We start from the raw sequence: 24,157 nt of genomic DNA, 5'->3' as shown, positions 1-24,157 counted from the left end.
CATTGTATACGTTTACTCTTCGTCCTCTTCCGGCAAAGCCATTTTCTGCTCTACCATAACTTTTTCATCCAAGCAGTTAAAAATTCCATCTACAATTGCTTCGTCCGGTTTCTTCGTTATTACACTAACAACCGGGACAACAATCAAACCAGCAAGCATTGCTAATGCTCCGGCGTTAATCGGTGATGCAATATAATTGATAAACATGTTAGAAACCGTAATTCCAACTCCGGCAATAAAACTTGCCCAGACAGCCGCTTTTGTCACGCGCTTCCAGTACAGTCCATACAAAAATGGTGCTAAAAACGCTCCTGCCAGAGCACCCCAGCTGATTCCCATAAGCTGTGCAATAAATGCCGGCGGATCAAGTGCAATCACAACGGAAATGATGATAAAGAACGCAAGCAGTATTCTCATCCAGATTAACTGCTTTTTCTCACTCATATCTTTTACAAACAATGGTTTGATAAAATCAAGTGTGAGTGTGGAACTTGACGTCAGCACAAGGCTCGACAAAGTCGACATGGATGCAGACAAAACAAGCACAATGACAATTCCAATCAGAATGTCAGGCAGGCTTGAAAGCATCGTCGGTATAATAGTATCATATGCCACACTGCCATCGGCTGCTTTTGTCACACCGGAAATCTGGCTGAATCCACCAAGGAAATAGCAGCCGCCGGAAACAACTACGGCAAACAACGTCGAAATAATAGTTCCTGTATGTACTGCTTTTTCATCTTTAATGGCATAAAATTTCTGAATCATCTGTGGAAGGCCCCACGTACCCAATGAAGTTAAAATCACAACCCCAAGCAGATTCAATGGGTCTGGTCCAAAGAAAGATGCATAAGCTCCCGGCATTACGTCACTTGGCACATGCGCAAGTTCCTTCACTGCAGCCAAAAATCCGCCATGACCGGAAAGCACTGCCGCAATGACTGCCACAATACCAAATAACATAATAATTCCCTGAATCAAGTCATTCAGTGCAGTCGCCATATAACCGCCCACAATAACATATACACCGGTCAGCACCGCCATCACGACTACACAGATGCGGAAGTCAATATCAAATGCCATACCAAACAAATAGGAAAGACCATTATACACCGATGCGGTATACGGAATGAGGAAAATAAAGGCAATCATCGACGCTGCAACGCGAAGCGATTTACTGCCATAACGTTTTCCAAAGAAATCCGGCATGGTCATGGATTTCAAATGCTTTGTCATAATTCTTGTACGTCGTCCCAATACAACCCATGCAAGCAGAGAACCAAGCACTGCATTGCCAATTCCAATCCAAGTGGAAGCAAGTCCGTATTTGTAACCGAACTGTCCTGCATATCCGACAAATACAACCGCTGAAAAATAAGACGTTCCATATGCAAATGCGGTCAGCCACGGACCAACCGAACGTCCTCCCAACACAAAACCATTCACATCTGTCGCATGCTTTCTGGAATAAAATCCAATCCCAAGCATCACGGCAAAAAATACCAGTAACAAAATCACCTTAATAACCATAATAAACTCTCTCCTTCGTATGTTATTGCAACTACCCTATTACTCACTATTTTATCATAATTTCGGAGGGGTTTCCATAGTGAGTTTTTTTGGTTCCGTAATTGTGTAGAAAAGTTTTGTGACTCGTGGGTCTACGTTCCACTCCGGTCCGCGCAGGTCAGAGGTTCCCCGAACCTCTTGCGCCGTTCTCACTAATTGAGTTGCGTAGCAGCAGGGGTGCTGAAACTACCAGCACCTCCTGCTGACGCACTCAAACCCACGAGTCACAAAACTTTTCTACACAATTACTGGAATCCAAATAAATCGACAAAAAACAGTTGTCCCCCTCCTTCTCACCAGCCTCCTCTTTCCCAAAAAGCAAAAAATAAAAAGAAATCCCCCGAAAAGCTATATTTGCAACGCAAATATCCTGCTTTTTAGGGGATTCTTTTTATTTTTCAGCTAACTGCAACCGAATCAACGATTTTCGCAAAGCCAAATCTGCTCGTGCCATGTTTATATTTTCATCTGCACTTTTTAAGCGGCGCTCGGCTCTCGCCTTCGCCTCTGCCGCACGATTAATGTCAATTTCTTCCGGCCACTCGCAGGACTGAGCAAGAATTGTAACTTTATCCGGTGTAATTTCCATAAAGCCTTCCAGCACTGCTGCCTCTTTGAGCACGCCACCCGGCTCGGTAATCGTCATTACACCAGGTGCAACAATCGTCGTAAGCGGAATGTGATCCGCATAGATTCCGATGTCACCTTCCGTCGTCGTAAGTTCCACCATCTCAGCATCTCCGGTATAGAAAATGCGCTCCGGCGAAATCACTTCAAGACGAAATGTTTTACGTTCTGCCATGTTGTAACCACTTCCTTTCCTATCCGCCTGAAATTACTGGCGGCTCTCTTTGTATCGTGCTACAACATCATCAATACTTCCGGCATTTAAGAAATAACCTTCCGGAATCTCATCATGTTTACCATCCAGAATTTCTTTGAATCCCTGAATCGTATCAGACAACTGAACATATTTACCGGGAAGACCGGTAAACTGTTCTGCGACGTTAAATGGCTGCGACAGGAATCGCTGCACTTTACGCGCACGGTTGACAAGCATTTTCTCGTCTTCCGACAACTCGTCCATACCAAGAATGGCAATAATATCCTGTAACTCTTTGTAACGCTGCAAAATCTCCTGAACACCACGGGCAACCTGATAATGTTCTTCACCCAGCACACGAGGGTCCAGCATACGGGATGTTGAAGCCAGCGGGTCTACTGCCGGGTAAATACCAAGTTCTGCAATCGAACGCTCCAATACGGTTGTTGCATCCAAGTGGGCAAAAGTCGTCGCCGGAGCCGGGTCTGTCAAGTCATCGGCCGGTACATAAACCGCCTGAACGGATGTAATCGAACCGCTCTTTGTCGAAGTGATTCGCTCCTGCAAAGCACCCATCTCTGTCTGCAGTGTCGGCTGGTAACCTACCGCACTCGGCATACGTCCTAAAAGTGCTGAAACCTCAGAACCTGCCTGCGTAAAACGGAAGATGTTGTCAATGAACAAAAGCACATCCTTTCCACCTTTGTCACGGAAATATTCTGCCATCGTAAGTCCGGCAAGACCTACTCGCATTCTCGCTCCGGGCGGCTCATTCATCTGTCCAAACACCATGGTTGTTTTATCAATTACGCCGGACTCAATCATTTCATAGTACAAATCATTTCCCTCACGGGTACGCTCACCAACACCGGTAAATACCGAATATCCACCGTGCTCTGTAGCAATGTTTGTAATCAACTCCTGAATGAGTACCGTTTTACCTACACCGGCACCACCAAACAAACCAATTTTACCACCCTTCTGATATGGGCACAAAAGGTCAATTACTTTAATACCGGTTTCCAAAATCTCCGATTCGGTAGACTGCTCTTCAAAAGAAGGTGCTTTTCTATGAATCGGATCATACTCTTTTACTTTTGGCGGCTCTTTTTCATCAATTGGCTCGCCGAGAACATTAAACATACGTCCTAATGTTTCTTCACCTACCGGCACACAAATCGGAGCTCCCGTTGCCACTGCTTCCATGCCGCGGACCAAACCATCCGTTGGTCCCATGGCAATACAGCGAACGGTATCATCACCCAAATGCTGTGCCACCTCAACTACAAGCTTATCCCCATCCTGTCGTTTGATGTGGATTGCTTCATTAATCTCAGGCAGGTTTCCGTCCTGAAAACGAATATCCAGTACGGCTCCAACAATCTGGGTAATTACGCCGAGACTTGTCTTACTATTCTCTGCCATTTTCTACCTCCTAACTTATCGCTGACGCACCAGCAACAATCTCTGTCAATTCCTGAGTAATTGCAGCCTGTCTTGCACGGTTATACTGCAATCCCAAGGTATCAATCATCTCCTCTGCGTTACTTGTTGCAGAATCCATCGCCTGCATACGCGCACCATTTTCACTGGCCACCGCTTCCACGAGCGCACCAAAGATTAGGCTGTTTACATACAAAGGAATGATATAACCCAGAGTTTCTTCCTCCTCCGGCTCATAATTCATCTGTGCCACAGCACCCTTATTCTTCTCATCCTCTTCCTGTGCATTTTCCTTGATATCATCCTCTGCAAATGGAAGAATTTTAATCAAAGTAGGGATTTGTGTCACGGTATTTTTAAATACCGTATACGCTAAATACACTTCATCAATGTCACCATTTTCCAACGCACCAATCACGGTCTTTCCAATGCTTACCGCATCTCCAAACAACGGATTGTTAATCACCTCGGAAAAATCACCCTGACAGGTATACCCCTGTCTTACAAGGCTTTCCAAGCCTTTTCTTCCAACCGGAAAAATAATCGTATTTTCTCGGTCAAAATCACCTTTGGTAACTAACTTGACAAGATTGGAATTGTAACCGCCCGCCAGTCCACGGTTTGACGAAATTACAATCACACCTTTTTTGCATGGTTCATCCGGATTTTTCTCTCGTTTTCCGGGATATCTCACGGTGCCTGATTTGGCAAGCATACCCGAAACCGTCTCATACATTTTGTTAAAATAAGGCTGTGTTTCTTCTGCTCTTCCCTTCGCTTTTTGAAGTTTTACAGTCGAAACCAGTTTCATTGCCTTTGTAATCTGAGAAGTGCTTTGTATACTTTCTTTTCTTCTTTTGATGTCCCTCATTGAGGCCATAGCATCACACCTCTCTTTTATTTCTCATGAATAAAATTGCGTTTATATTCCTCAATCGCCTGAATCAATTTCTTCTCTGTCTCTTCACTGATTTGTTTCTCATCGCGGATGGCAGCCGGTACTTCCGGATACTTTTCATCCACAAAACGGAACAAACCTTTTTCAAACGCAAGGACATCTTCTACCGCAATATCCAAAAGATACTGTTTTGTCGCTGCATAAATGATAATAACCTGATACCATACCGGCAGCGGCGCATACTGATCCTGCTTTAAAATCTCACGGATTCTTTCACCCTGGTCTAACTGGCGTTTTGTGTCGGCATCCAAATCGGAGCCAAACTGGGAAAATGCAGCCAGCTCGCGGTACTGTGCAAGTTCGATACGAATCGGTCCCGCAATCTTTTTCATCGCCTTAATCTGTGCCGAACCACCAACTCGGGATACGGACAGACCCGGATTTACCGCCGGACGGAAACCGGAGTTAAACATCTCGGTCTCTAGATAAATCTGACCATCTGTAATCGAAATTACATTAGTCGGAATGTATGCAGATACGTCACCTGCCTGTGTCTCAATAATCGGCAGTGCCGTCAAAGAACCGCCGCCTAATTTATCTGACAATTTTGCCGCACGCTCCAAAAGACGGGAATGCAGATAAAAGACATCACCAGGGAACGCCTCACGTCCCGGTGGTCTGCGAAGAAGCAGCGAAAGGGTACGATAAGCAGCCGCATGTTTGGTCAAATCATCATAAACGATAAGAACATCCTTGCCGCTCTCCATCCACTCTTCACCAATCGCACATCCTGCATATGGCGCAATATACTGAAGTGGTGCTAACTCACTTGCGGTCGCTGCTACAACCGTTGTATAATCCATCGCACCACTCTCTTCGAGTGTCTTTACAATATTGGCAACCGTTGATGCTTTCTGTCCGATTGCTACATAAATACAAAGTACATCCTGGTCTTTCTGGTTAATGATGGTATCAATCGCAATTGCCGTTTTACCGGTCTGGCGGTCACCGATAATCAACTCACGCTGACCTCTTCCGATTGGAACCATGGAGTCAATCGCCTTAATACCTGTCTGCAGCGGTGTATCTACCGATTTACGGGAAATAACACCTGATGCCACACGCTCAATCGGACGAATCTTATCCGTATTTACCGGACCTTTACCATCAATTGGCTGTCCGAGCGCATTCACAACGCGGCCTAACATTGCGTCGCCAACTGGCACCGTTGCCACACGTCCTGTCGTCTTAACCATGTCACCTTCGTTAATGTTTGCCGAATCACCAAGTAAAACCGCACCAACATTATCTTCCTCTAAGTTCATGACCATTCCGTACACTTCATGCGGGAACTCTAACAGCTCACCCTGCATTGCCTTCTCCAGTCCATGAATACGGGCAATTCCATCGGCAACCTGAATTACCGTTCCTACATTGGCAACTTCAAACTCCGTACTATATTTTTTTATTTCTTCTTTAATGACTGAACTAATTTCTTCCGGTCTTAAATTCATGTTTCCAACACACCTTCTTTCTGAAAGCCGCCCGTCTAATTTGACAGCCTTACTTTACTCAAATCTCTTGTCATCGCATCCAGTTTTGCACGGATACTGTTGTCAAGAACTTGGTTGCCAATACGAATCACAATGCCGCCAAGCAGACTTTTATCAATTTCGTAGTCCACCGACAAAGTTTCGTACTCGCTCACCTCAAGAAGTTTTTGTTCAATTTTCTTTTTTTGTTTCTCCGATAGTGGCATCGGCGTCTGAATCTGAACTTTTCCTATCTTTTTGTATGCCATGGCACATTCATTAAAATATGCTAACACATGGATTAGTTCTCCGATTCTTCCTTTTTTTACAAGAACATGCAAAAGTCCCATCATGTCCTGGGACAGTTCCTTTTGAAAAACCTCCTGCAGCACATCCATCTTTTTTTCCATCGTCATTTCAGGATGTTCCAAAATCGCCATGAAATCCGGATTTTCCGAAAGCACCTGCTTCATCGCACGCGTTTCGTCCCAGAGTTCATCCACACGATTTTCTTCTACCGCAAGAGAAAACAAAGCATCGCCGTACACTTTTGAAACTAACTTTGCCATGTCGAATCCCCCATTTCATTGCATGTCTCTTCAATCAACTTGGCCTGTGCCTCTTCACTGATGGATTCTGACACCAGTTTGCCAGCCATCATAGAAGCCACCTGAACCATTTCCTGTTTCATTTCATCACGGACTTTATCCTTTTCAAGTGCCACTTCTTTCTCTGCACGTGCCAGAATACGATGTGCTTCATCGCCGGCCTCATTTACAATTTCACTCGCACGCTCTTTTGCTTTTTGGCGAGCCTGTGAAATCAATTCTGTGGATTCATCATCCACCTTTGCCAGTTTGTCATCATACTCTTTCTTCATGGCAAGTGCCTCATCTTTAGCGGATGCCGCCTCCGAAAGCTGGCTCTCAATATAATCCTTTCTCTTTTGAATCAGCTTGCGTGCCGGATTAAACAAAAGATACGATAAAAGGATAAACAATGCCAGCATGGCAACTAACGTAATGCATGTATCAAATAACGTCTGCGGGTCAAGTCCAAATATTCTTGGATCCAATTACAGTCCCTCCTTTCTTACAATTTTCGGATGGATTGCATTATACTCCAAATGGATTTACAAACAGCAGAATCATGGCTACAACCAGACCATACAAACCGGTTGTCTCGGCTACTGCCTGTCCAAGAAGCATGGTTGACATAATCTCACCACGGGCACCCGGGTTACGTCCTACAGCACTTGCACCATATCCGGCTGCAATACCCTGTCCAACACCAGGTCCGATACCTGCGATAACTGCTAATCCTGCACCAATTGCTGATGCTGCATGTACTAAATCTGCTCCTGAAATATTCATATCTTTTCCTCACTTTCTGCGCTTATGCGCGATAAAATTAATCATCCAAATCTGCGGCATTCGCAATGAATACCATTGTCAGCATAGCGAATACATACGCTTGCAATGCGCCGGCAAATACATCCAGATAAGCGTGTAGTGCAGCCGGCCAGACCCACAAAAGGAACTTAGGAAGAAGTCCGTAGATCAACGCCATCATCATGGTTCCCGATAAAATATTGGCAAACAGACGAAGTGACAAAGATACCGGTGTGGCAAATTCACTAATTACATTAATCGGGAAAAATAAGAAAATCGGTTCAAACAAACCTTTGAGTTTTCCCCACTTCTGCCATTTGATTCCCTGATACTGAATCATAACAAAAGTGATTAACGCCAGTGGAAGTGTCGTACCATAATCCGCAGTCGGTGGTCTGAGTCCAAAAAGCCCGGACAAATTACATGTCACAAGGAACATGAAAATCACACCAATATAGTTTTTGAACTTTGGTGCCAGCGTCTTTCCCATGTTGCTCTTAACCAGATTGTCAAGGGTTTCCACTAAAAGCTCGATGACATTTAAAAATCCGGTCGGTGCTTTCGTCGGGTCTGCTTTTTTGATTTTACGATTTGCTGCAATCGCAAAAATAATCAGAGCCGCCATAACGATAGCCAGACATATATGGGTCGTCGTGATGTACACCGTCACGCCGCCAATATGAATCGGCAGATGCCCATATACATAAAAATCTACTCCATCCACGCTCTCACTCTCCTTTCCTATAATAATTTCTTTTTACGAAGTCTTATTTTTTCCATCCACGGAACCATAAGTGCTGCTGCCTTTCTTGCAAGCAGTCCCGCCAAAACGGTATATGGCATAACCCATTTTGAAAGAAAAAAACTTCCTACAAGCACTCCGATTTCAATGGCGCTCCGTACAAGTCCCATCGCTCTGGAGTGACTTACTGCCTTTTTTTCCGGAAGGTCTAACTCAATGTCAATGCTCCGGTATAAATGAACCATAAGTCCACTCGCCGTGATACTGCCAGCGATTTCTCCCAAAGCATACGGTAACGGCTCCGGCACAAAAAAGATACCGCCAAGAATTACCACAATGGCAAGAATCCATATGCCGATTATGACTTCCCATAAACTAATCTTCGCCGTCTCCATCCTGTTTTCCTTCCTGTGTTTCCTTTTTTGTACTGCCCGGGTGATACTGTCCGGTCAATACAAGCATACTGCGAAGCGATGCCAAAATCCCGATAAACATCATAATTACCATAAAACATTTGGTACCAAAAAGCTTGTCTAAGCCATAGCCAATCAATAGGCTGACACTCATGCAGACCATCATCGATAATCCAATCTGCATAATCATCGATAAGGCATGTATGATTTCTCTCCGGTTTTTCGCTTCGTCACGTTTTCTCATAATTCTCTCGCCTTCTTCACGCATGCCATCTGTCCTTCTATGACAGCACTGCGCAGTCCCTTTTCCTCTAAGACACGAACTGCCTCAATCGTCGTTCCCGCTGGTGAGCAGACCATATCTTTTAATTCACCCGGATGTTTTCCGGTCTCAAGCACCATCTTAGCACTTCCGTACACCGTCTGTGCCGCCAGTTCATAAGCCATGGCACGCGGCATACCATCCGCCACAGCCGCATCCGCCATTGCCTCAATAAACATAAATACGTAAGCCGGCGAACTGCCACTGACACCAATCACGGTATCAATCATATTTTCAGAAACTTCTGCAACCACACCAAAACTTTCAAATATAGTAATTGCTGTTTCTCTTTCTTCTTTTGAAACCGATGGATGAAAACACATCCCGGTTGCTCCCGCTAACACAAGTGCCGGTGTATTCGGCATCGTGCGTACTATTTTCATAGTCTTTCCAAATAACTTCTCGATATTCGCTATCGTCTGGCCTGCCGCAATCGAAATGACTAACGCATTTTCTTTACAAACCGGTGCAATCTCCGGAATCACATCTGCAAACTGATACGGTTTTATCGCAAGTACCAGCACATCTGCTTTTTCTGCCACTTCTTTGTTATCTGTTGTTGTCTGCACGCCAAGTTCTTCATGCAATGCATCTAACGCCTCTTTGGTACGTCTCGATACAATAATCTCATCTGCTTTGTACAAGCCTTTTGCCAAAATTCCTTTCAGCATCGCCTGTGCCATATTTCCACATCCAACAAAACCTAACACGTTATTTCACTCCTTATTCTTCAATCATATCAACCCGGCGTTTATGTCTCTCCACACCGGAAAATTCTGTGTCTAAAAAGATATCTACAATTTTTTCTGCAAGCCCCGGTCCCACAACTCTCGCACCGAAAGCTAAAATGTTGGCATCGTTATGCAGTCTGGTCGCTTCTGCGCTGAAGCAGTCACTGCAAACGGCTGCACGAATTCCCGGTACTTTATTCGCTGCAATTGAGATACCAATGCCGGTTCCGCAAATTAAAATTCCTTTGTCACATTCCCCATCAACAATGGCATGTGCTACCTTTTTTCCATACACCGGATAATCTACAGGGTCGGGACTATAACTTCCGTAATCTTTGTAAGAAAGTCCGCGCTCCTCCAAGTGACGCATCACCACCTGTTTCAATTCATATCCTGCCTGGTCGCTGCCTAATGCTATCATATTGTAACACCCTCCTCATATTTTAGTTCCACTGTAATTTTTTCTTCACCCGGTACAATAAATCTTTGAGTTCTAAGTAACATTCCTCATATGCCTCATCCCCGCTTCCATATGGGTCCGGCACATCCGGGTCAAATTCTTTTCCATCTTCTTCCTGCACAAATTCGCGAAGCGTATAAACATGTTCCGTCACACCATAATCTTCGAGAACTTTGACTTTTTCGGTAAAATTCATCGTGAGCACAAGCGTTGTCTCATCAACCTGCTCTGCATGAAATTCTTCCGATACCTGCTCCTCGCAGGGAACCCCATGATTCATAAGCAGTTCCGTCACCCGCTGGTCTCTCGGTTCCGCAAAAAGTACAACCAGTCCACGTGACATAATCTGCTTCGATTTATCCATCAAAATACTTTTCATAATCCACTCTGCCATTGGACCAAGAAGGACATTTTCCTTCGATACAAAAATAATTTTTGTGTAATCCATCCGTATGCCTCCTCCAATCACTTATCCGAAAGATACTCAATCTTTTGCCCTGCTGCCTTCAATAAACGGTTCATAATTGCCTCGCTCCGGTCATCATCCGCAAAACTCTCAGAAAAAATAACCGAAACCCCCATATGGTCAAATTCGCGTAATGCACGGTATAACCCCTGTTCTATCGTGTGTTCATTCCGCGATCCCGCTGACACAACTTGTCCATGTGTATAACAGGATAACGTCTCATCCGCAGCAAGAATCCCCACATTTTCTTCTGGATATTCTGCAGCAAGTTCTTCAATCCGGCGGATAACAGCTTCCTTTTCTCCCTGAATCACCGTCATCGACGCCTTCGGTGCATAATGTCTGTACTTCATGCCTGGTGCTTTCGGCTTTACCGATGGGTCTAATCCGGATAAACCGGCATCCATCTGTACTGTGCCAATCACCTTAGCAATCATATCTTTTGTAATATGTCCCGGACGCAGAATCGTCGGCGTCTCTTCTGTGACGTCAATAATCGTCGATTCCACGCCGATTCCAACCGGACCGCCATCAATAATCATATCAATGCGTCCCCACAAATCTTCTTTTACATGTTCTGCCGTCGTCGGGCTTGGTCTGCCTGACGTATTTGCACTCGGTGCCGCCACCGGCACGCCGGCACTTTCAATCAACTGTCTGGCTCCCTCATGTGAAGGCATCCGGACAGCTACCGTATCAAGTCCACCGGTTGTCTCATAAGGCACAGCTTTTGTCTTTTCAAAAATAAGTGTCATCGGTCCCGGCCAGAATGCATCCATAAGTTTTTCTGCCGTTTCCGGTATCCGTGCGGCAATTGCGTCAAGTTCTTCTCTCTTACTGATATGAAGAATCAGTGGATTATCACTCGGACGCCCTTTTGCCTCATATATTTTTTTAGCCGCCTGCGGGTTAAATCCATCCCCGCCAAGTCCATACACAGTCTCCGTCGGGAAGGCAACCAGCCCGCCCTGCCGTAAAATCTGTGCGGCATGATTCAATTCTCCTTTGTCATACCCTGTTACCGCATCGAAGCAAATCCATTCTGTATCCATATACGATTCCTTCTATCTCGCTTTTTCTCAAATACTCATATGACTTATCATACCATATTCTGCCTATTTATACAAGAAATTTTCAATGCCCTCTGCAATCCCTTCGACCATCTTTTTTTGATATTTTTCGTCATTTAACAGCCTCTCTTCGTCAGGATTTGACAAAAATCCGCACTCTACGATAACAATCGGACAGCTCACCTTCCGAAGCATATAATAACTGGCATTCGCTTTTTCCACACGGTGGTTTTCTTTGTCCGCTTTTTCTTTGATGGACTGCTGTAAAATACCGGCAAGACGCTTGCCTTTTTCGGAACTTTTATGATAAAAAACCTGCGCCCCTTTTGTGGATGCAGAAAAACTGTTCTGATGAATGCTCACAACCAAATCCGGTTTCTTTTCTTCAATCAGCGCCACACGATTCTGCATATCTGCTCGCTTTTTTGATGATTCATCGCCACGGCAGAGTGCCTCATCACTCACTCTTGTCATATAAACCGTATAACCGCTTGCCGCCAGTTTTTGATTTAATTTCTCACTGATGGCAAGGTTTACATCCTTTTCCAATGTCTGATTTGCTCCCACTTTTCCGGGGTCAAAACCACCGTGTCCGGGGTCAATTACAATCGTTGCCTTCGTTCCTTTCGCAGTCTGGTTAAGTGTCTTGTGAAATGGTTTTTCTAACGGTGACACAAACTTGTACCACGCACTCAAAAAAGCAGCCACGGCAAAAAAGAATACCATGGCTGCTTTCTTTGTTTGTTCTATTTTTTCCTTCGACATAACGGACTCCCGCATCCTTTTTGGTACTATTGTATGTCTTTTTTCTTTCAAATAGTCTTACCATCCGCGAACGGCATCCGCTATCGTCGTCCAGGTAACGGCACGCTCAAAACCAAGTTTCCAGAACGCCACACCTGCCGTCTTACTTTTCTTCACAACTTCCAGTTTTTTCTTTAACGAAGTTTCTTCTTCCAGCCAGATTTTATAAGTTGCACCACTGGACTTAAATTCCGCATAATACTGACCGGTTGCTTCATCCCACTTTGGTGATGCATCATTTGCCCGGACAACACTCTCGGCACCGCTCATGCCATAAGCTTCCGGATGTGGCTTTTTGCCTTTTACTTCTTTCCACAATCTCGTATAGAACGGAAGTGCAACTACCGTACGTTCTGCCGGTACCTTTGCCAGCACATTTTTGACACCTTCTTTTACAAATGGAAGCGACGAAACCGAACCGCTTTCTTCACTGCCGTTGTAATGCTCATCATACGCCATCAAAATCACATAGTCCACAATGCGTCCCTGCTCTTCCAGATCATAATACGCATTGTAACTTGCCGGCGAATAGTTGTCCACCGAAACAATCAAATCATTTGCGTGGCACTTAAGAGTAAGTTCACGTAAAAATTCCAGATATGCCGGTGCAGTATCTTTTGTTACATGCTCAAAGTCAATGTTAATTCCATCCAATTCATGCTGAATCGCCGTTGCCACCAGACCATTTACCAAACGATTCCGGTTTGATGTCACGCCGAGCACTTTACTTAACTTAATTCCATTACCAAAATCATTAATCAGTCCCCACACCTGTTTTCCCTGTGCGTGTGCCTGAGCAACATAAGAAGAATTTGCCAGCGAACTGAACTTGCCTGTATTATCGCTGAGCGCATACCACGTAGGGCTGATGACATTCATCGCCTTTGCACTCTGAATGAGCGATGGAAGCTGTCCGCTGCTCGTCTCATTCGTTACCTGATGCCATCCCAAACATACCTGGCCTTTTGTCTTTAACTGGGTAAAAGATTCCGGCTCTTTGTCAAATTTCCAAGCCGTCTCTTTCTGCCCCTGCAGGCGGTCGCTCGGTACATAGCCGGCAATTCCATCCTGTGTGGTAACTGCCGTATAATCATTTTCTTTTTTCTTATCCGTTTCCACAAATACGCGGGTGCCTTTTGCCAACTCCACAAAATATTTGTATTTTTTATTCGGACCCTTGCGCACACGGGTATCCTCTGTCAGTGACGCCATCGTATAGGACGCACTCCGGTCTGACATAATCACAAGGCGTTTTGGATTTTGATATGTTTTATAATAGCAGCTCGTGTGTTCTTTGATAAAGGAAAGGGATACATAAAACGCATCATCTTTTTTCTGCAGAATTGGCTTCTTCGCGTTCTGCGTCTCCTTGCCAACCTGATAAGAAACTTCTCCTGCCTGCGCCAAAATCACGCCGCCACTTGTCACATAGGAAAGGCTGCTTTCCACTGTATCGACATAAATTCTCTGGTCCATATAAGTAGACGCAACCGATGCCGGTATATAAATTTCGCCCTCTGCTTCATATCCCTTCTCTTTGCTTTGTTCATCATTAATCACAAGTGCCACTTCATTTTTCTTTAGTTTAAATAAATCATTCAGCGGTGCCTGTCCCGGGTCCAGCCATTCTATCACCAAATTCACAACCGGTCTTGCAAGCAGTGCCACAAGCACAACGGCTAAAACCACAACAACCAACAGTCTTTTTTTCTTTTTCGTCATGGAAGTTCCTCCTTCCTTAAGCTATCAGTCTTTACCATTCCAACAATACGTGCAGAGTTTTTCTTTCGGAATTCCAACCGCCTCCAACATATCATCTAAGCGGTTAAAACGAAGGGATGTGAAGTTTAACTCCTTGCGGATTTCTTCAACCATCTGATCATATTTTTCCGATTCCGGATCGGTATACTGCTCTAATACTTCCTCTGATACATCCTCCGTTCCTTCCAGTCGTGCAATCACACGGCGGGTAATCAAATCCATCTCCGATGAGGAACGCGAGAAATTCAAAAACTTACATCCATATACAAGCGGTGGACACGCCGGACGAATATGTACTTCCTTTGCCCCGCTGTCATACAGAAATTCCGTCGTTTCACGAAGCTGTGTTCCGCGGACAATGGAATCGTCAATCAAAAGAATACTTCTATCCTGAATCAAATCATGCACAGCAAGCATTTTCATTTTTGCAATCATGTCACGCTTACTCTGAACTGTCGGCATAAAGGAGCGCGGCCACGTCGGTGTATATTTGATAAATGGTCTTGAAAATGGAACACCGGACTCATTTGCATAACCAACCGCATGTGCCGTACCGGAATCCGGAACCCCGGCAACAATATCCGGTTTTACATGGTCACGTTTTGCCATATTTTTCCCGCAGTTATAACGCATCTGCTCAACACTGATTCCCTCGTAGGAACTGGATGGATAACCATAGTACACCCACAAGAATGTGCAAATCCGCATCTTGCTTCCCGGTGCCATCAGCGTTTTAATTCCCTCTTGATTTACAATTACAATCTCACCCGGTCCTAATTCTTTTAGTGGACGGTATCCTAAATTTTGGAACGAGAAAGATTCCATTGCCATACAATAAGCATCTTCTTTATGTCCAATCACAAGCGGTGTTCTTCCATATTTATCACGCGCTGCATAAATGCCCTTTGGTGTAAGAATCATTAACGTTAAAGAACCATCAATCCGCTCTAAGGCATAATGGATGCCATCAATCAAGTTCTCTTTCTGGTTAATAATCGCTGCCACAAGTTCTGTCGGATTAATATCTCCACCACTCATTTCCAGAAAATGAGTGTTATTGTCATTGAAAATTTCATCCACAATTTCCTGTGCATTGTTAATTTTTCCCACGGTTGTAATGGCAAATGTGCCATGATGGGAACGCACAATCAATGGCTGTGGCTCAAAATCGGAAATGCAGCCAATCCCGTAATATCCCTTCATTTTCTGCATGTCTTTATCAAATTTCGTCCGAAATGGTGCATTTTCTATATTGTGAATTGCACGGTCAAACCCGTCCTCTCCATACACCGCCATTCCGGCACGTCTTGTTCCCAGATGGGAATGATAATCGGTTCCAAAAAACAAATCAAATACGCAGTCATCCTTCGATGCCACTCCAAAAAAACCGCCCATGATGTCCTCCTCGTTCTCTATTCATTGTTGTAATGGATTAAATCCTCTAATAGAATACCACGTTTTTCGACAGTTCTCAACCCTAATACTCCTTCAGTTTGTGTCAAGTTTTTTGTTTTCCGTAATTCCGGAGAAAAGCTTTGCGTCTCGTGGGCACTCCCGTTTAACAAACACGTAAGGGTATGGGCATGCAAAATACGCAAGCCTCATACCCACGTGTTTGTACCCACAAGTCACAAAGCTTTTCTCCGGAATTACTGGAATACAAAGGAACTGGCAGCAAACATTTGTCACAGCCCAACGATAAGGTTTTTTCGGAGTATAACCCGAAAAACTTTTCATTTTTAAAGCATTTATCGGATTATACTCCATATTTTTCTCACTCTCTACACAAAATATTATTTTTGCAGGAGCGATGGTGTCTTTGGTGTCTTGGGGAAGGGGTTTCGATGAATGGTTACAAACGCACGGGTATCAGGCTGTGCGTATTTTGCACGCCGATACCCCTGTGTGTTTGTCGAGCGAGAGCGCCATTCATCGGCCCCTTCCCCAAGACGCCCCGTAAAACCAATATTTTACCTTGATTATATTTTTATCTCTTATTATAATAGAAAGGTAAAGAACGTAGTTTTTCACCAAACATTCAAAAAGAAACGAGGTACTCATTGTGAAAAAATTAGAAGAATATATCCGGAGTATTCCTGACTTTCCGGAAAAGGGAATTATTTTTCGCGACATTACAACGGTTCTGCAGGACGCAGAAGGATTGAAGCTTGCGATTGATTCCATGATTGAAACACTCAAAGATGTGGATTTTGATGTAATTGTCGGAACGGAATCCCGTGGATTTATTTTTGGTGTACCGATTGCCTATGCAATGGGCAAACCATTTGTGCCATGCCGTAAGAAGGGAAAACTGCCTTGTGAAACAGTAACTGCAGAATATGATTTGGAATATGGCAGTGCAGCAATTGAGCTTCACAAGGATTCCATTAAAAAAGGTCAGAAAGTTGTTATCGTGGACGACCTCATCGCAACCGGCGGTACAGTAAAAGCGTGTGCCTCCTTAGTTGAGGAATTAGGCGGAGAAGTTGCTAAAATTGTATTTCTGATGGAACTTGCCGGCTTAAAGGGAAGAGAACAATTGTCGCAGTACGACGTGTCTTCTTTAATTATTTACGAAGGGAAATAGGCGGCTATTTGCTGCCTTTTACCGCCTCGCGAAGGGAGCACGTGAGCGCAATATATCTATCACTTACAAGGAGGAGCATTTCATGTTAGAAAAAATGTTCAAACTGAAAGAGAATAATACCTCTTTCCGTACTGAGGTTGTTGCCGGTCTGACAACATTTATGGCCATGGCTTACATCCTCGCTGTCAATCCAAATATTTTAAGTGCTACCGGAATGAATTCCGATGCCATTCTTTTGGCAACTGCACTGGCATCTTTCGTCGGCTGTATGGCTATGGCTCTGTTAGCCAACTATCCATTTGCCCTTGCACCGGGTATGGGACTGAATGCATACATGGCATTCACCGTTTGCGGCAATATGGGATATTCCTGGCAGATTGCTTTGCTTGCCGTATTTGTTGAAGGTTTGATTTTCATCGTATTATCTTTGACAAATGTACGTGAAGCCATCTTTAATGCCATTCCAATGGCTCTGAAAAAAGGCGTAAGCGCCGGCATCGGCTTGTTTATCGCTTTCATCGGCCTTCAGGGTGCAAACCTTGTTGTCAACGATGATTCTACTCTTTTGACTTATGTAAAATTTGTAGGCAATTTCCATACCATCGGTATTGGTGCCCTGCTTGCTTTAATTGGTTTGTTCATCATCGTTGTTCTGCATCACAAAAATATCAAAGGTTCCATTTTGATTGGTATTCTTGCCACATGGATTCTTGGTATGATCTGCGAAGCAATCGGTCTTTATGTACCGGACGGCAAAGAGTTCTACTCCCTTTATCCAAGTTTCCGCATGATTGACTTCGGTGCATTTGGAACAACATTTGGCCAGTGCTTCAACGTTGATTTCTCAGGTATTGATATCCTGAACTTCATCGCTGTTTTATTTGCCTTTTTGTTTGTCGACATTTTCGATACGCTCGGAACTTTGATTGGTGTTTCCACCAAAGCGAATATGCTTGATGAAGAAGGAAAACTTCCTCGCATCCGTCCGGCTCTTCTGGCAGATGCCATCGCAACTTCGGTTGGTGCTATTTTCGGAACATCAACTACTACTACTTACGTTGAGTCCTCCGCTGGTGTTGCAGCTGGTGGACGTACCGGTTTATCTGCAATGGTAACCGGTCTGCTGTTCTTATTGGCTATCGTATTTGCACCAATTTTCACAGCAATTCCATCCTTTGCCACTGCACCGGCATTAATCTTCGTTGGATTTTTGATGATTTCTTCTATCATCTCGATTGACTTTGAAGATATTACAGAAGCCGTTCCTGCATACCTTGCTATGCTTGCAATGCCTTTGATGTACAGCATCTCCGAAGGTATCGCACTCGGCGTAATTTCTTATGTTGTAATTAACTTATGCTGTGGAAAAGCTAAGAAAATTAAACCTTTGATGTATATCTTAGCAGTATTGTTTGTTTTGAAATACATTTTCTTATAAGAAAATTTTCTGCATATAAAAAGACCCACCAAAACTTGTCTGCTCCCGACAATTGGTGGGTCTTTTGTCACTCTTAAATTCCAATTATTCGAATGAAATTGTCAGATAAAATCTTCTTTTTTTCTGTCTCTGTTAAATCGGTTTCCATAAACCACTGCACCGCATCTTTTTGCCCACTCCACGGACTGTCCGTTCCGAACAGGACACGGTCACTTCCCATCGCATGAATCAAATCGACAAATGCTTCTTTTGTAAGCATTCCCGAAACACCCTCTTTTTGCAGATAATCACCCGAAAAAGAAGTGTCAAAGTAAAGCGGCTTTTCCATCAGTTTTTCTTTCACTTCATTCCACAAACGCCATCCGCCCATATGGGCAAGAATCAAGTGGTCCGACTCTGTGTCCTTTAACACCTCAAGCACATGATTAGGCGTACAGTGAACGGGGTCCGGCATTCCAATATCTACGCCGGCATGGACGGTAATATACAGTCCTAATTCTGTTGCTTTTTCTACAATCCGCTTGTACCGTATATCATTAAAAAAGGTCCCCTGATAATCCGGATGAATTTTGATTCCTTTAAGCCCAAGTGCTTTGATACGGTTTAATACTTCCGAAACATTCTCGGTCTCCGGATGAATTCCGCCAAACGAAAGAAGCCCAGTCTCTAAAGCCTTTGCATTTGTTTCTGCTGCCACTTCATTAATCGTATCTACCTGTTTTTTTGACGTAGCGACAGGAAGAAGCAGGGAATAAGAAATCCCTGCCTCTTTCATCGACGCCATTAAGCCGGACTGCACACCATTGGTGTGAGCCTTCGTACCCGAATTTTTCTCAAGCTTTTCAATCGCCCGTTTTGCAATCGTCTCCGGATACGTGTGCGTATGTGCATCAATTATCATTTTTCAAAACCTACCTCAAATGCTTTTTGGTTGATTTCAACGGTTTTTGGCGGAACAGTGTTTGCAATAACATCTAACCACTGCTGTTTGTCAAAGTCCATATTTTTCGCTGCTACACCAATAATAATGGTGTTAAATACGCGGGAATTGCCAAGTTTTTTCGCCTCATCCATCGCATCAATCGAAACCACTTTGTGGTCTTTTTTCAGTGTATCCAAAATATTCTCCGGATATTCAGCAACGCCGGTCACAACCGTCATCGGGTCCATGCGCTGGTCATTGACAATCATAACGCCATCTTTTTTCAAAAAGTGTGCATAGCGCATTGCCTCTAATTTTTCAAAAGCAATGAGCACATCTGCCTGTCCTTCTTCTACAATCGGCTCATATACTTTTTCACCGTAGCGGACAAACGTAACAACGCTTCCGCCTCGCTGTGCCATACCATGAACCTCGCTCAGTTTTACATCAAAGCCTCCCGCTTTAATAATTCCACCTAAAATGCGGCTGGTAAGGAGTGTTCCCTGACCACCTACACCTACAATCATTATATTTTTTGTTTCCATGAATCAATTCCTCCGTTTTGCTTAGCGTGCCACACAATCAATGGCGTCAAACTTACACAACTGTTTGCAAAGTCCGCAGCCATTGCACATCGTCTCATCAATTGCAATCGTTCCATCTTCGTTTTTCGTAAGTGCCGGACATCCCGGTTTCAGACACATACCGCATTTCTTACATTTATCGGAAAGCGGCACACACTTATTCGGGAACTTCACGCCCTTAAGAAGTGCGCATGGTGCGCAGGCAATAATTACGGAAACTTCATCTTTTGCCACTTCTTCTTTAATTGTCTTCTCCATTGCAGCCAAGTCAAATGCATTGACTTCCGTTACATTTTTTACGCCAATGGATTTACACAAGTTGTAAATGCTGATTGCCGGTACTACATCTCCCTGCAGCGTTTTTCCGGTTGCCGCATGGTCCTGATGTCCGGTCATACCGGTTGTGGAGTTGTCCATGATGATAACCGTTCCGGTACCCTGATTGTAAACCATGTTAATCAGCGAATTAACACCGGTGTGCATAAAGGTCGAATCACCAATTACAGCTACCCAGTTTTTAATGTAATCTTTGCCGTGTGCCATTTCCATACCATGAAGGGTTGAAATGCTGGCACCCATGCAGACCGTTGTATCAATAACATTTAACGGGGCTACCGCACCAAGTGTATAACATCCGATGTCACCGGCTGCGTGAATTTTCAATTTGTTCAGTACGGTGAATGTACTTCTGTGCGGACATCCCGGACACAAAATCGGCGGACGTGCCGGAAGGTTCGGATATGGTTTTGTCTCAACATTCTGTCCTAATACTTTCTCACGCAAGAGGTTTGCACTGTACTCACCCTGACGGGTAAAGATTTCCTTACCAATACACTCAATACCCCATGCTTTTACCTGCTCTTCAATTACCGGCTCCAATTCTTCAAATATGTAAAGTTTGTCTACTTTTTTTGCAAACTCTTCAATCAATTTTTTCGGAAGCGGATATACCATACCAAGTTTTAACACAGATGCCTGTGGAAATACTTCCTTCACATACTGATAAGGAATACCACTGGTAATGAAACCAATGGATGTATCATTATATTCTGCTTTGTTAATTGCAAAGTCAGAACCATCTTTCTCTAAACGGTTCATGCGGTCTTCCACATGAAGATGACGCTTAATCGCATTACCCGGCATCATAACATTTTTGCCCGGATTTCTCTCATATGGTTTATCTGCCGGCTCCACACGGTCTTCCAATACAACAGGGCCCTGTGAATGTGCCAGTCTTGTCGTCGTGCGAAGAATTACCGGTGTGTCATATTCCTCACTGATTCGGTAAGCTTCTTTGACAAAATCTTTTGCTTCCTGGCTGTCGGACGGCTCCAATACCGGTACCAGTGCAGCACGTGCTACACAACGGGTATCCTGCTCGTTCTGGGAACTGTAAAGTCCCGGATCATCCGCTACAACCATCATAAGACCACCGTTTGCTCCAATATAAGAAGCGGTATACAATGGGTCACTCGCCACATTTAACCCTACATGCTTCATCGATGCCATTGCGCGGACACCGCTGATGGATGCGCCAATTGCCACCTCAGTAGCAACTTTCTCGTTCGGCGACCATTCGCAGTAAATATCGTCATACTGTACCAGATTCTCGCTAATCTCCGTACTCGGTGTTCCCGGATAAGCAGCCGATACTTTTACCCCGGCTTCATAAGCACCACGGGCAATCGCTTCATTTCCTAACATAATCTTCTGTTTCGCCATGTCTGTTTTCATCCTCCTAGTTGTTTGTCCTTGGTTTAGCTCCTCTGCCAAACCCTAATGATACTATTCTATCACATTTGCTCATAAATGGGAAATTATTTCATTATCTTTTCAGATAAACATTCTTCTGATTATTACCCACGTTTTCAACCTGAAGTGCACGGATGGAGTGCACCAGTTTCTGAAACGTTGCATATCCCAATTTCTTTACCTTAAAATTCGGGAAATGGTCATACACCTTCTGCGCCAGCTGTCCAATATCAATTCCTGTGACGCCCGCCTTTTTCACCGTATCAACCATAAATTGTTCCACTTCTTTGGCATCATTTTTCAGAATTACCTGAATACTGGTATGATTTCTCTTCAATTCAAAATTATCCAAATCCTCAATAAATCTCGACAGCGAACTATAACCATAATTTCTCACGTCAAAATCGGAATATTTTTTCACAAGAGCACTTCCAATTTCACCAAGCCCCGTATCTTTTCCATTGTTTTCGTTTGTCGTAATAACTTCCAAAACGGCATCCGAAATTTTCTTTTTGGAAACGGCATTTTTCTTTTCTTTCTTATTTTCCTCTTTGTCACCCTCAAGTAAAAGCTCGATATTTGTAAATACCGAGCATGCACCACGGAACGATTTTGGTGTCTTGCTCTCGCCCATGCCAATCACTTCCATGCCGGATTCCCGCAGGCGGCTCGCTAATCTTGTAAAGTCACCGTCCGATGACACAATGCAGAATCCTTCTACATTTCCTGCATACAAAATGTCCATCGCATCAATAATCAGTGCCGAATCCGTCGCATTTTTCCCTGTCGTATTGCGAAACTGCTGAATCGGCGTAATCGACCGCTCCGCCAGCTCACTTTTCCATTTATTCATGTGGTAGTCAGTAAAATCGCCGTAAATACGTCGATACGTTGCCACCCCATGCCTTGTCATTTCATCCAGAATACTGTCAATGTATTTTGCTGATATGTTGTCTGAATCAATCAGCAGCGCAAATCGTTTGTCGCTCATATCCCTCTTTCCTTTCTACTGATTTATAGGAAAATGTTCTTTTTTATTCTATCACAGCACCATACCCCATGCAACATTAGACAAATTTCTCTTTTAACCTATCCATACATTCTCTATCCATTCCAATACTCTGAAAATAATTGGATACATCTCCATATTTTTCTCGAAACATCTTCAAAAACATTTCCATAAAATATTTGTTTGGCGTTACAATCGCCATATCAATATCTGAATTCTGCTTAATATACTCAAGTCTTTGTTTAATATAATATTTTGTAACTACATAATTCTCAATAATATCCTCATCCTTCGCCCCGGCAAATAACAGCAAAATAGCAGAAACGACACCACTTCTATCTTTTCCGGCAGAGCAATTAAAAATAACTCCTTGTGGCGCATTCGCAATACATTCAAAAATGGCTTTCATATTTGGTTCTTCTGCAATTTTCAAAAAACTAAAGGGTACCTCTTCTACTGAATTTGGCACCTTACTTCCTTCATAAACGGGAAAGTTATAATATGTCATTCCTTTAACATTTGTTAAACTACTTGGCTTTTTCTTTACATCTTCTTCCGTTCGCATATCTATCACTGTTGTAATATCATGGTTGACAAGAAATTTTTTATCTCTATCGCTTGCATATCCCTGCCTGTCACTCCTAAGAACCGAAAAACTCTTTGTTTTTCTTCCATAACAGGTTTCATAGCCTCCCAAATCTCTTGTATTTTGAGTTGTTTCCAGTAAACTTTTATACTCCATATCCTTCTCCATTTCTGCAGCGTTAAATTACTTTAAATCATCCTGCTCTCTTCCACTTTAATCGCAATCTGCCATTTATCTTCATACACAATTTCACCTACAAAATTTGTATAGACAACATCGTATGCCCTATTATATTTATCTAACAAATGTATTGCCGGCCTCAATTTTTCGTACATTTCCCTTGTAGTATCACATTTAAAAAAGTAATAACTTTTTCCCTTTTTACACATGGTTCAGGCTCTGGTAAGTGACTCTTAAACCACTCATCAATACACACAAACATCTCTTTTTCGCTTTCATCCATGGCCCCTGCATTTACAAGATTCTAACAAAGGCTAAAAATCCCTTTAGGATACCTGGTAATATAAGAATCTTCTCTACCTTGTATTCGCATATACTTATAACTCATTTTCTCCTCCCTCCTCAAAATAAAAACACGCCTGTTGGAAATAAATTTTCCCTAACAAGCGTGGATCAAGCATTTTGCTAATATCGATGTTACCAAATTTAAAAGGAAACCAGACGCATCCAACTCCCTTAGGCATAGCCCGCAGACGTCCGCCGCAATTCTGTATTATATTATGCCACATCTCCTTCGATTATGCAATAGATATCATTCCTTGAGTTTCCGCAAAGCGCATAAAAAAAAGTGGATGACTTTAATTAAAACACTAATCTGCTGGATTTTGAGGACT

At 43.5% G+C, this 24,157-nt stretch carries 26 protein-coding genes; 2 read left to right on the top strand and 24 right to left on the bottom strand.

The window, feature by feature from the left end; translation table 11 throughout:
* Window positions 1–12: 12 nt before the first annotated feature.
* From DW005_RS08655 to DW005_RS08570, 18 genes are all read right to left on the bottom strand, one after another.
* Window positions 13–1,530: a sodium/solute symporter gene (locus DW005_RS08655; protein WP_117478968.1), complete on the bottom strand. Its 1,518-nt coding sequence runs from the start codon at window positions 1,528–1,530 to the stop codon at window positions 13–15.
* Window positions 1,531–1,960: 430 nt separating this feature from the next.
* Window positions 1,961–2,371: an ATP synthase F1 subunit epsilon gene (atpC, locus tag DW005_RS08650; protein ID WP_117478967.1), complete on the bottom strand. Its 411-nt coding sequence runs from the start codon at window positions 2,369–2,371 to the stop codon at window positions 1,961–1,963.
* Between the two features lie 33 nt (window positions 2,372–2,404).
* A complete protein-coding gene (gene atpD, locus DW005_RS08645; RefSeq protein WP_022376120.1) occupies window positions 2,405–3,817 on the bottom strand; it encodes a F0F1 ATP synthase subunit beta in 1,413 nt (470 codons plus the stop codon).
* Between the two features lie 10 nt (window positions 3,818–3,827).
* Window positions 3,828–4,715: an ATP synthase F1 subunit gamma gene (gene atpG, locus DW005_RS08640; protein ID WP_117478966.1), complete on the bottom strand. Its 888-nt coding sequence runs from the start codon at window positions 4,713–4,715 to the stop codon at window positions 3,828–3,830.
* Between the two features lie 17 nt (window positions 4,716–4,732).
* Window positions 4,733–6,247: a F0F1 ATP synthase subunit alpha gene (gene atpA / locus DW005_RS08635; protein ID WP_022376122.1), complete on the bottom strand. Its 1,515-nt coding sequence runs from the start codon at window positions 6,245–6,247 to the stop codon at window positions 4,733–4,735.
* 35 nt (window positions 6,248–6,282) lie between these two features.
* Window positions 6,283–6,834, bottom strand: coding sequence for an ATP synthase F1 subunit delta (atpH, locus tag DW005_RS08630; protein ID WP_117478965.1), 552 nt, complete (start codon window positions 6,832–6,834; stop codon window positions 6,283–6,285).
* The gene (gene atpF / locus DW005_RS08625) at window positions 6,822–7,340 is read right to left on the bottom strand and encodes a F0F1 ATP synthase subunit B (protein ID WP_117478964.1); all 519 of its coding nucleotides are present in this window, start codon (window positions 7,338–7,340) and stop codon (window positions 6,822–6,824) included. The genes atpH and atpF overlap by 13 nt, the downstream gene beginning before the upstream one ends.
* 40 nt (window positions 7,341–7,380) lie before the next feature.
* Window positions 7,381–7,638: an ATP synthase F0 subunit C gene (atpE, locus tag DW005_RS08620; protein ID WP_022376125.1), complete on the bottom strand. Its 258-nt coding sequence runs from the start codon at window positions 7,636–7,638 to the stop codon at window positions 7,381–7,383.
* Window positions 7,639–7,675: 37 nt separating this feature from the next.
* Complete coding sequence (gene atpB, locus DW005_RS08615) at window positions 7,676–8,380, bottom strand: F0F1 ATP synthase subunit A (RefSeq protein ID WP_022376126.1); 705 nt, start codon at window positions 8,378–8,380, stop codon at window positions 7,676–7,678.
* Between the two features lie 17 nt (window positions 8,381–8,397).
* The gene (locus DW005_RS08610; RefSeq protein ID WP_117478962.1) at window positions 8,398–8,793 is read right to left on the bottom strand and encodes a hypothetical protein; all 396 of its coding nucleotides are present in this window, start codon (window positions 8,791–8,793) and stop codon (window positions 8,398–8,400) included.
* The gene (locus DW005_RS08605) at window positions 8,774–9,079 is read right to left on the bottom strand and encodes an AtpZ/AtpI family protein (RefSeq protein ID WP_117478961.1); all 306 of its coding nucleotides are present in this window, start codon (window positions 9,077–9,079) and stop codon (window positions 8,774–8,776) included. The genes DW005_RS08610 and DW005_RS08605 overlap by 20 nt, the downstream gene beginning before the upstream one ends.
* Window positions 9,052–9,843 (bottom strand): pyrroline-5-carboxylate reductase, encoded by a 792-nt coding sequence (proC, locus tag DW005_RS08600; protein WP_278286512.1) that lies wholly within the window; start codon window positions 9,841–9,843, stop codon window positions 9,052–9,054. Before proC ends, DW005_RS08605 begins: the two co-directional genes overlap by 28 nt.
* A 13-nt stretch (window positions 9,844–9,856) precedes the next feature.
* A complete protein-coding gene (rpiB, locus tag DW005_RS08595; protein WP_117478960.1) occupies window positions 9,857–10,285 on the bottom strand; it encodes a ribose 5-phosphate isomerase B in 429 nt (142 codons plus the stop codon).
* A 22-nt stretch (window positions 10,286–10,307) separates the two neighbouring features.
* Window positions 10,308–10,772, bottom strand: a complete 465-nt coding sequence (locus tag DW005_RS08590) for a hypothetical protein (protein ID WP_117478959.1) — start codon at window positions 10,770–10,772, stop codon at window positions 10,308–10,310.
* Window positions 10,773–10,789: 17 nt separating this feature from the next.
* Window positions 10,790–11,842: an L-threonylcarbamoyladenylate synthase gene (locus DW005_RS08585; protein WP_117478958.1), complete on the bottom strand. Its 1,053-nt coding sequence runs from the start codon at window positions 11,840–11,842 to the stop codon at window positions 10,790–10,792.
* 63 nt (window positions 11,843–11,905) lie between these two features.
* The gene (locus DW005_RS08580; protein ID WP_181974998.1) at window positions 11,906–12,625 is read right to left on the bottom strand and encodes an N-acetylmuramoyl-L-alanine amidase; all 720 of its coding nucleotides are present in this window, start codon (window positions 12,623–12,625) and stop codon (window positions 11,906–11,908) included.
* 57 nt (window positions 12,626–12,682) lie between these two features.
* The gene (locus DW005_RS08575; protein WP_117478956.1) at window positions 12,683–14,386 is read right to left on the bottom strand and encodes a glycosyl hydrolase family 18 protein; all 1,704 of its coding nucleotides are present in this window, start codon (window positions 14,384–14,386) and stop codon (window positions 12,683–12,685) included.
* Window positions 14,387–14,410: 24 nt separating this feature from the next.
* Window positions 14,411–15,820 carry an amidophosphoribosyltransferase gene (locus DW005_RS08570; protein ID WP_117478955.1) on the bottom strand — a complete coding sequence of 470 codons (1,410 nt, stop codon included), beginning with the start codon at window positions 15,818–15,820 and terminating at the stop codon, window positions 14,411–14,413.
* A gap of 667 nt (window positions 15,821–16,487) precedes the next feature.
* On the opposite strand from DW005_RS08570, the gene DW005_RS08560 reads away from it, so the two are divergent.
* Window positions 16,488–17,012: an adenine phosphoribosyltransferase gene (locus tag DW005_RS08560; RefSeq protein ID WP_117478953.1), complete on the top strand. Its 525-nt coding sequence runs from the start codon at window positions 16,488–16,490 to the stop codon at window positions 17,010–17,012.
* Between the two features lie 82 nt (window positions 17,013–17,094).
* Entirely contained in the window at window positions 17,095–18,450 is a 1,356-nt protein-coding gene (locus DW005_RS08555; RefSeq protein ID WP_117478952.1) for an NCS2 family permease, read from the top strand.
* Window positions 18,451–18,523: 73 nt separating this feature from the next.
* Here the strand turns inward: DW005_RS08555 and DW005_RS08550 are convergent, their stop codons facing one another.
* From DW005_RS08550 to DW005_RS14345, 6 genes are all read right to left on the bottom strand, one after another.
* Entirely contained in the window at window positions 18,524–19,351 is an 828-nt protein-coding gene (locus DW005_RS08550; protein ID WP_022376139.1) for an amidohydrolase family protein, read from the bottom strand.
* On the bottom strand, window positions 19,348–19,917 hold the full coding sequence (locus tag DW005_RS08545) for an indolepyruvate oxidoreductase subunit beta (protein WP_117478951.1): 570 nt from the start codon (window positions 19,915–19,917) through the stop codon (window positions 19,348–19,350). The genes DW005_RS08550 and DW005_RS08545 overlap by 4 nt, the downstream gene beginning before the upstream one ends.
* 21 nt (window positions 19,918–19,938) lie before the next feature.
* Window positions 19,939–21,678, bottom strand: coding sequence for an indolepyruvate ferredoxin oxidoreductase subunit alpha (iorA, locus tag DW005_RS08540; RefSeq protein WP_117479005.1), 1,740 nt, complete (start codon window positions 21,676–21,678; stop codon window positions 19,939–19,941).
* 103 nt (window positions 21,679–21,781) lie between these two features.
* Window positions 21,782–22,699 (bottom strand): NYN domain-containing protein, encoded by a 918-nt coding sequence (locus DW005_RS08535; protein WP_022376142.1) that lies wholly within the window; start codon window positions 22,697–22,699, stop codon window positions 21,782–21,784.
* 76 nt (window positions 22,700–22,775) lie between these two features.
* On the bottom strand, window positions 22,776–23,459 hold the full coding sequence (locus DW005_RS08530) for a tyrosine-protein phosphatase (protein ID WP_181974997.1): 684 nt from the start codon (window positions 23,457–23,459) through the stop codon (window positions 22,776–22,778).
* A gap of 32 nt (window positions 23,460–23,491) precedes the next feature.
* Window positions 23,492–23,626, bottom strand: a complete 135-nt coding sequence (locus DW005_RS14345) for a hypothetical protein (protein ID WP_278286511.1) — start codon at window positions 23,624–23,626, stop codon at window positions 23,492–23,494.
* Between the last annotated feature and the right edge of the window lie 531 nt (window positions 23,627–24,157).

Origin of the sequence: Clostridium sp. AF36-4, from assembly GCF_003435975.1 — a bacterium.
Taxonomy (GTDB): Bacteria; Bacillota; Clostridia; order Lachnospirales; family Lachnospiraceae; genus Eubacterium_F.
Note: the sequence above shows the minus strand (reverse complement) of the source record. Positions and strands in the feature narration are given on the sequence as shown.

Excerpts from the sequence above, each read along its gene's own strand:
- atpE (WP_022376125.1), bottom strand. The coding sequence starts at position 7,638 with ATGAATATTTCAGGAGCAGATTTAGTACATGCAGCATCAGCAATTGGT.
- DW005_RS08610 (WP_117478962.1), bottom strand. The coding sequence starts at position 8,793 with ATGGAGACGGCGAAGATTAGTTTATGGGAAGTCATAATCGGCATATGG.
- DW005_RS08545 (WP_117478951.1), bottom strand. The coding sequence starts at position 19,917 with ATGGAAACAAAAAATATAATGATTGTAGGTGTAGGTGGTCAGGGAACA.
- atpH (WP_117478965.1), bottom strand. The coding sequence starts at position 6,834 with ATGGCAAAGTTAGTTTCAAAAGTGTACGGCGATGCTTTGTTTTCTCTT.
- atpA (WP_022376122.1), bottom strand. The coding sequence starts at position 6,247 with ATGAATTTAAGACCGGAAGAAATTAGTTCAGTCATTAAAGAAGAAATA.
- DW005_RS08550 (WP_022376139.1), bottom strand. The coding sequence starts at position 19,351 with ATGATAATTGATGCACATACGCACACGTATCCGGAGACGATTGCAAAA.
- DW005_RS08655 (WP_117478968.1), bottom strand. The coding sequence starts at position 1,530 with ATGGTTATTAAGGTGATTTTGTTACTGGTATTTTTTGCCGTGATGCTT.
- iorA (WP_117479005.1), bottom strand. The coding sequence starts at position 21,678 with ATGGCGAAACAGAAGATTATGTTAGGAAATGAAGCGATTGCCCGTGGT.
- atpC (WP_117478967.1), bottom strand. The coding sequence starts at position 2,371 with ATGGCAGAACGTAAAACATTTCGTCTTGAAGTGATTTCGCCGGAGCGC.
- DW005_RS08580 (WP_181974998.1), bottom strand. The coding sequence starts at position 12,625 with ATGTCGAAGGAAAAAATAGAACAAACAAAGAAAGCAGCCATGGTATTC.
- atpG (WP_117478966.1), bottom strand. The coding sequence starts at position 4,715 with ATGGCCTCAATGAGGGACATCAAAAGAAGAAAAGAAAGTATACAAAGC.
- DW005_RS08590 (WP_117478959.1), bottom strand. The coding sequence starts at position 10,772 with ATGGATTACACAAAAATTATTTTTGTATCGAAGGAAAATGTCCTTCTT.
- atpD (WP_022376120.1), bottom strand. The coding sequence starts at position 3,817 with ATGGCAGAGAATAGTAAGACAAGTCTCGGCGTAATTACCCAGATTGTT.
- DW005_RS08530 (WP_181974997.1), bottom strand. The coding sequence starts at position 23,459 with ATGGAGTATAAAAGTTTACTGGAAACAACTCAAAATACAAGAGATTTG.
- rpiB (WP_117478960.1), bottom strand. The coding sequence starts at position 10,285 with ATGATAGCATTAGGCAGCGACCAGGCAGGATATGAATTGAAACAGGTG.
- DW005_RS08585 (WP_117478958.1), bottom strand. The coding sequence starts at position 11,842 with ATGGATACAGAATGGATTTGCTTCGATGCGGTAACAGGGTATGACAAA.
- DW005_RS08555 (WP_117478952.1), top strand. The coding sequence starts at position 17,095 with ATGTTAGAAAAAATGTTCAAACTGAAAGAGAATAATACCTCTTTCCGT.
- DW005_RS08570 (WP_117478955.1), bottom strand. The coding sequence starts at position 15,820 with ATGGGCGGTTTTTTTGGAGTGGCATCGAAGGATGACTGCGTATTTGAT.
- DW005_RS08575 (WP_117478956.1), bottom strand. The coding sequence starts at position 14,386 with ATGACGAAAAAGAAAAAAAGACTGTTGGTTGTTGTGGTTTTAGCCGTT.
- DW005_RS08535 (WP_022376142.1), bottom strand. The coding sequence starts at position 22,699 with ATGAGCGACAAACGATTTGCGCTGCTGATTGATTCAGACAACATATCA.
- DW005_RS08605 (WP_117478961.1), bottom strand. The coding sequence starts at position 9,079 with ATGCGTGAAGAAGGCGAGAGAATTATGAGAAAACGTGACGAAGCGAAA.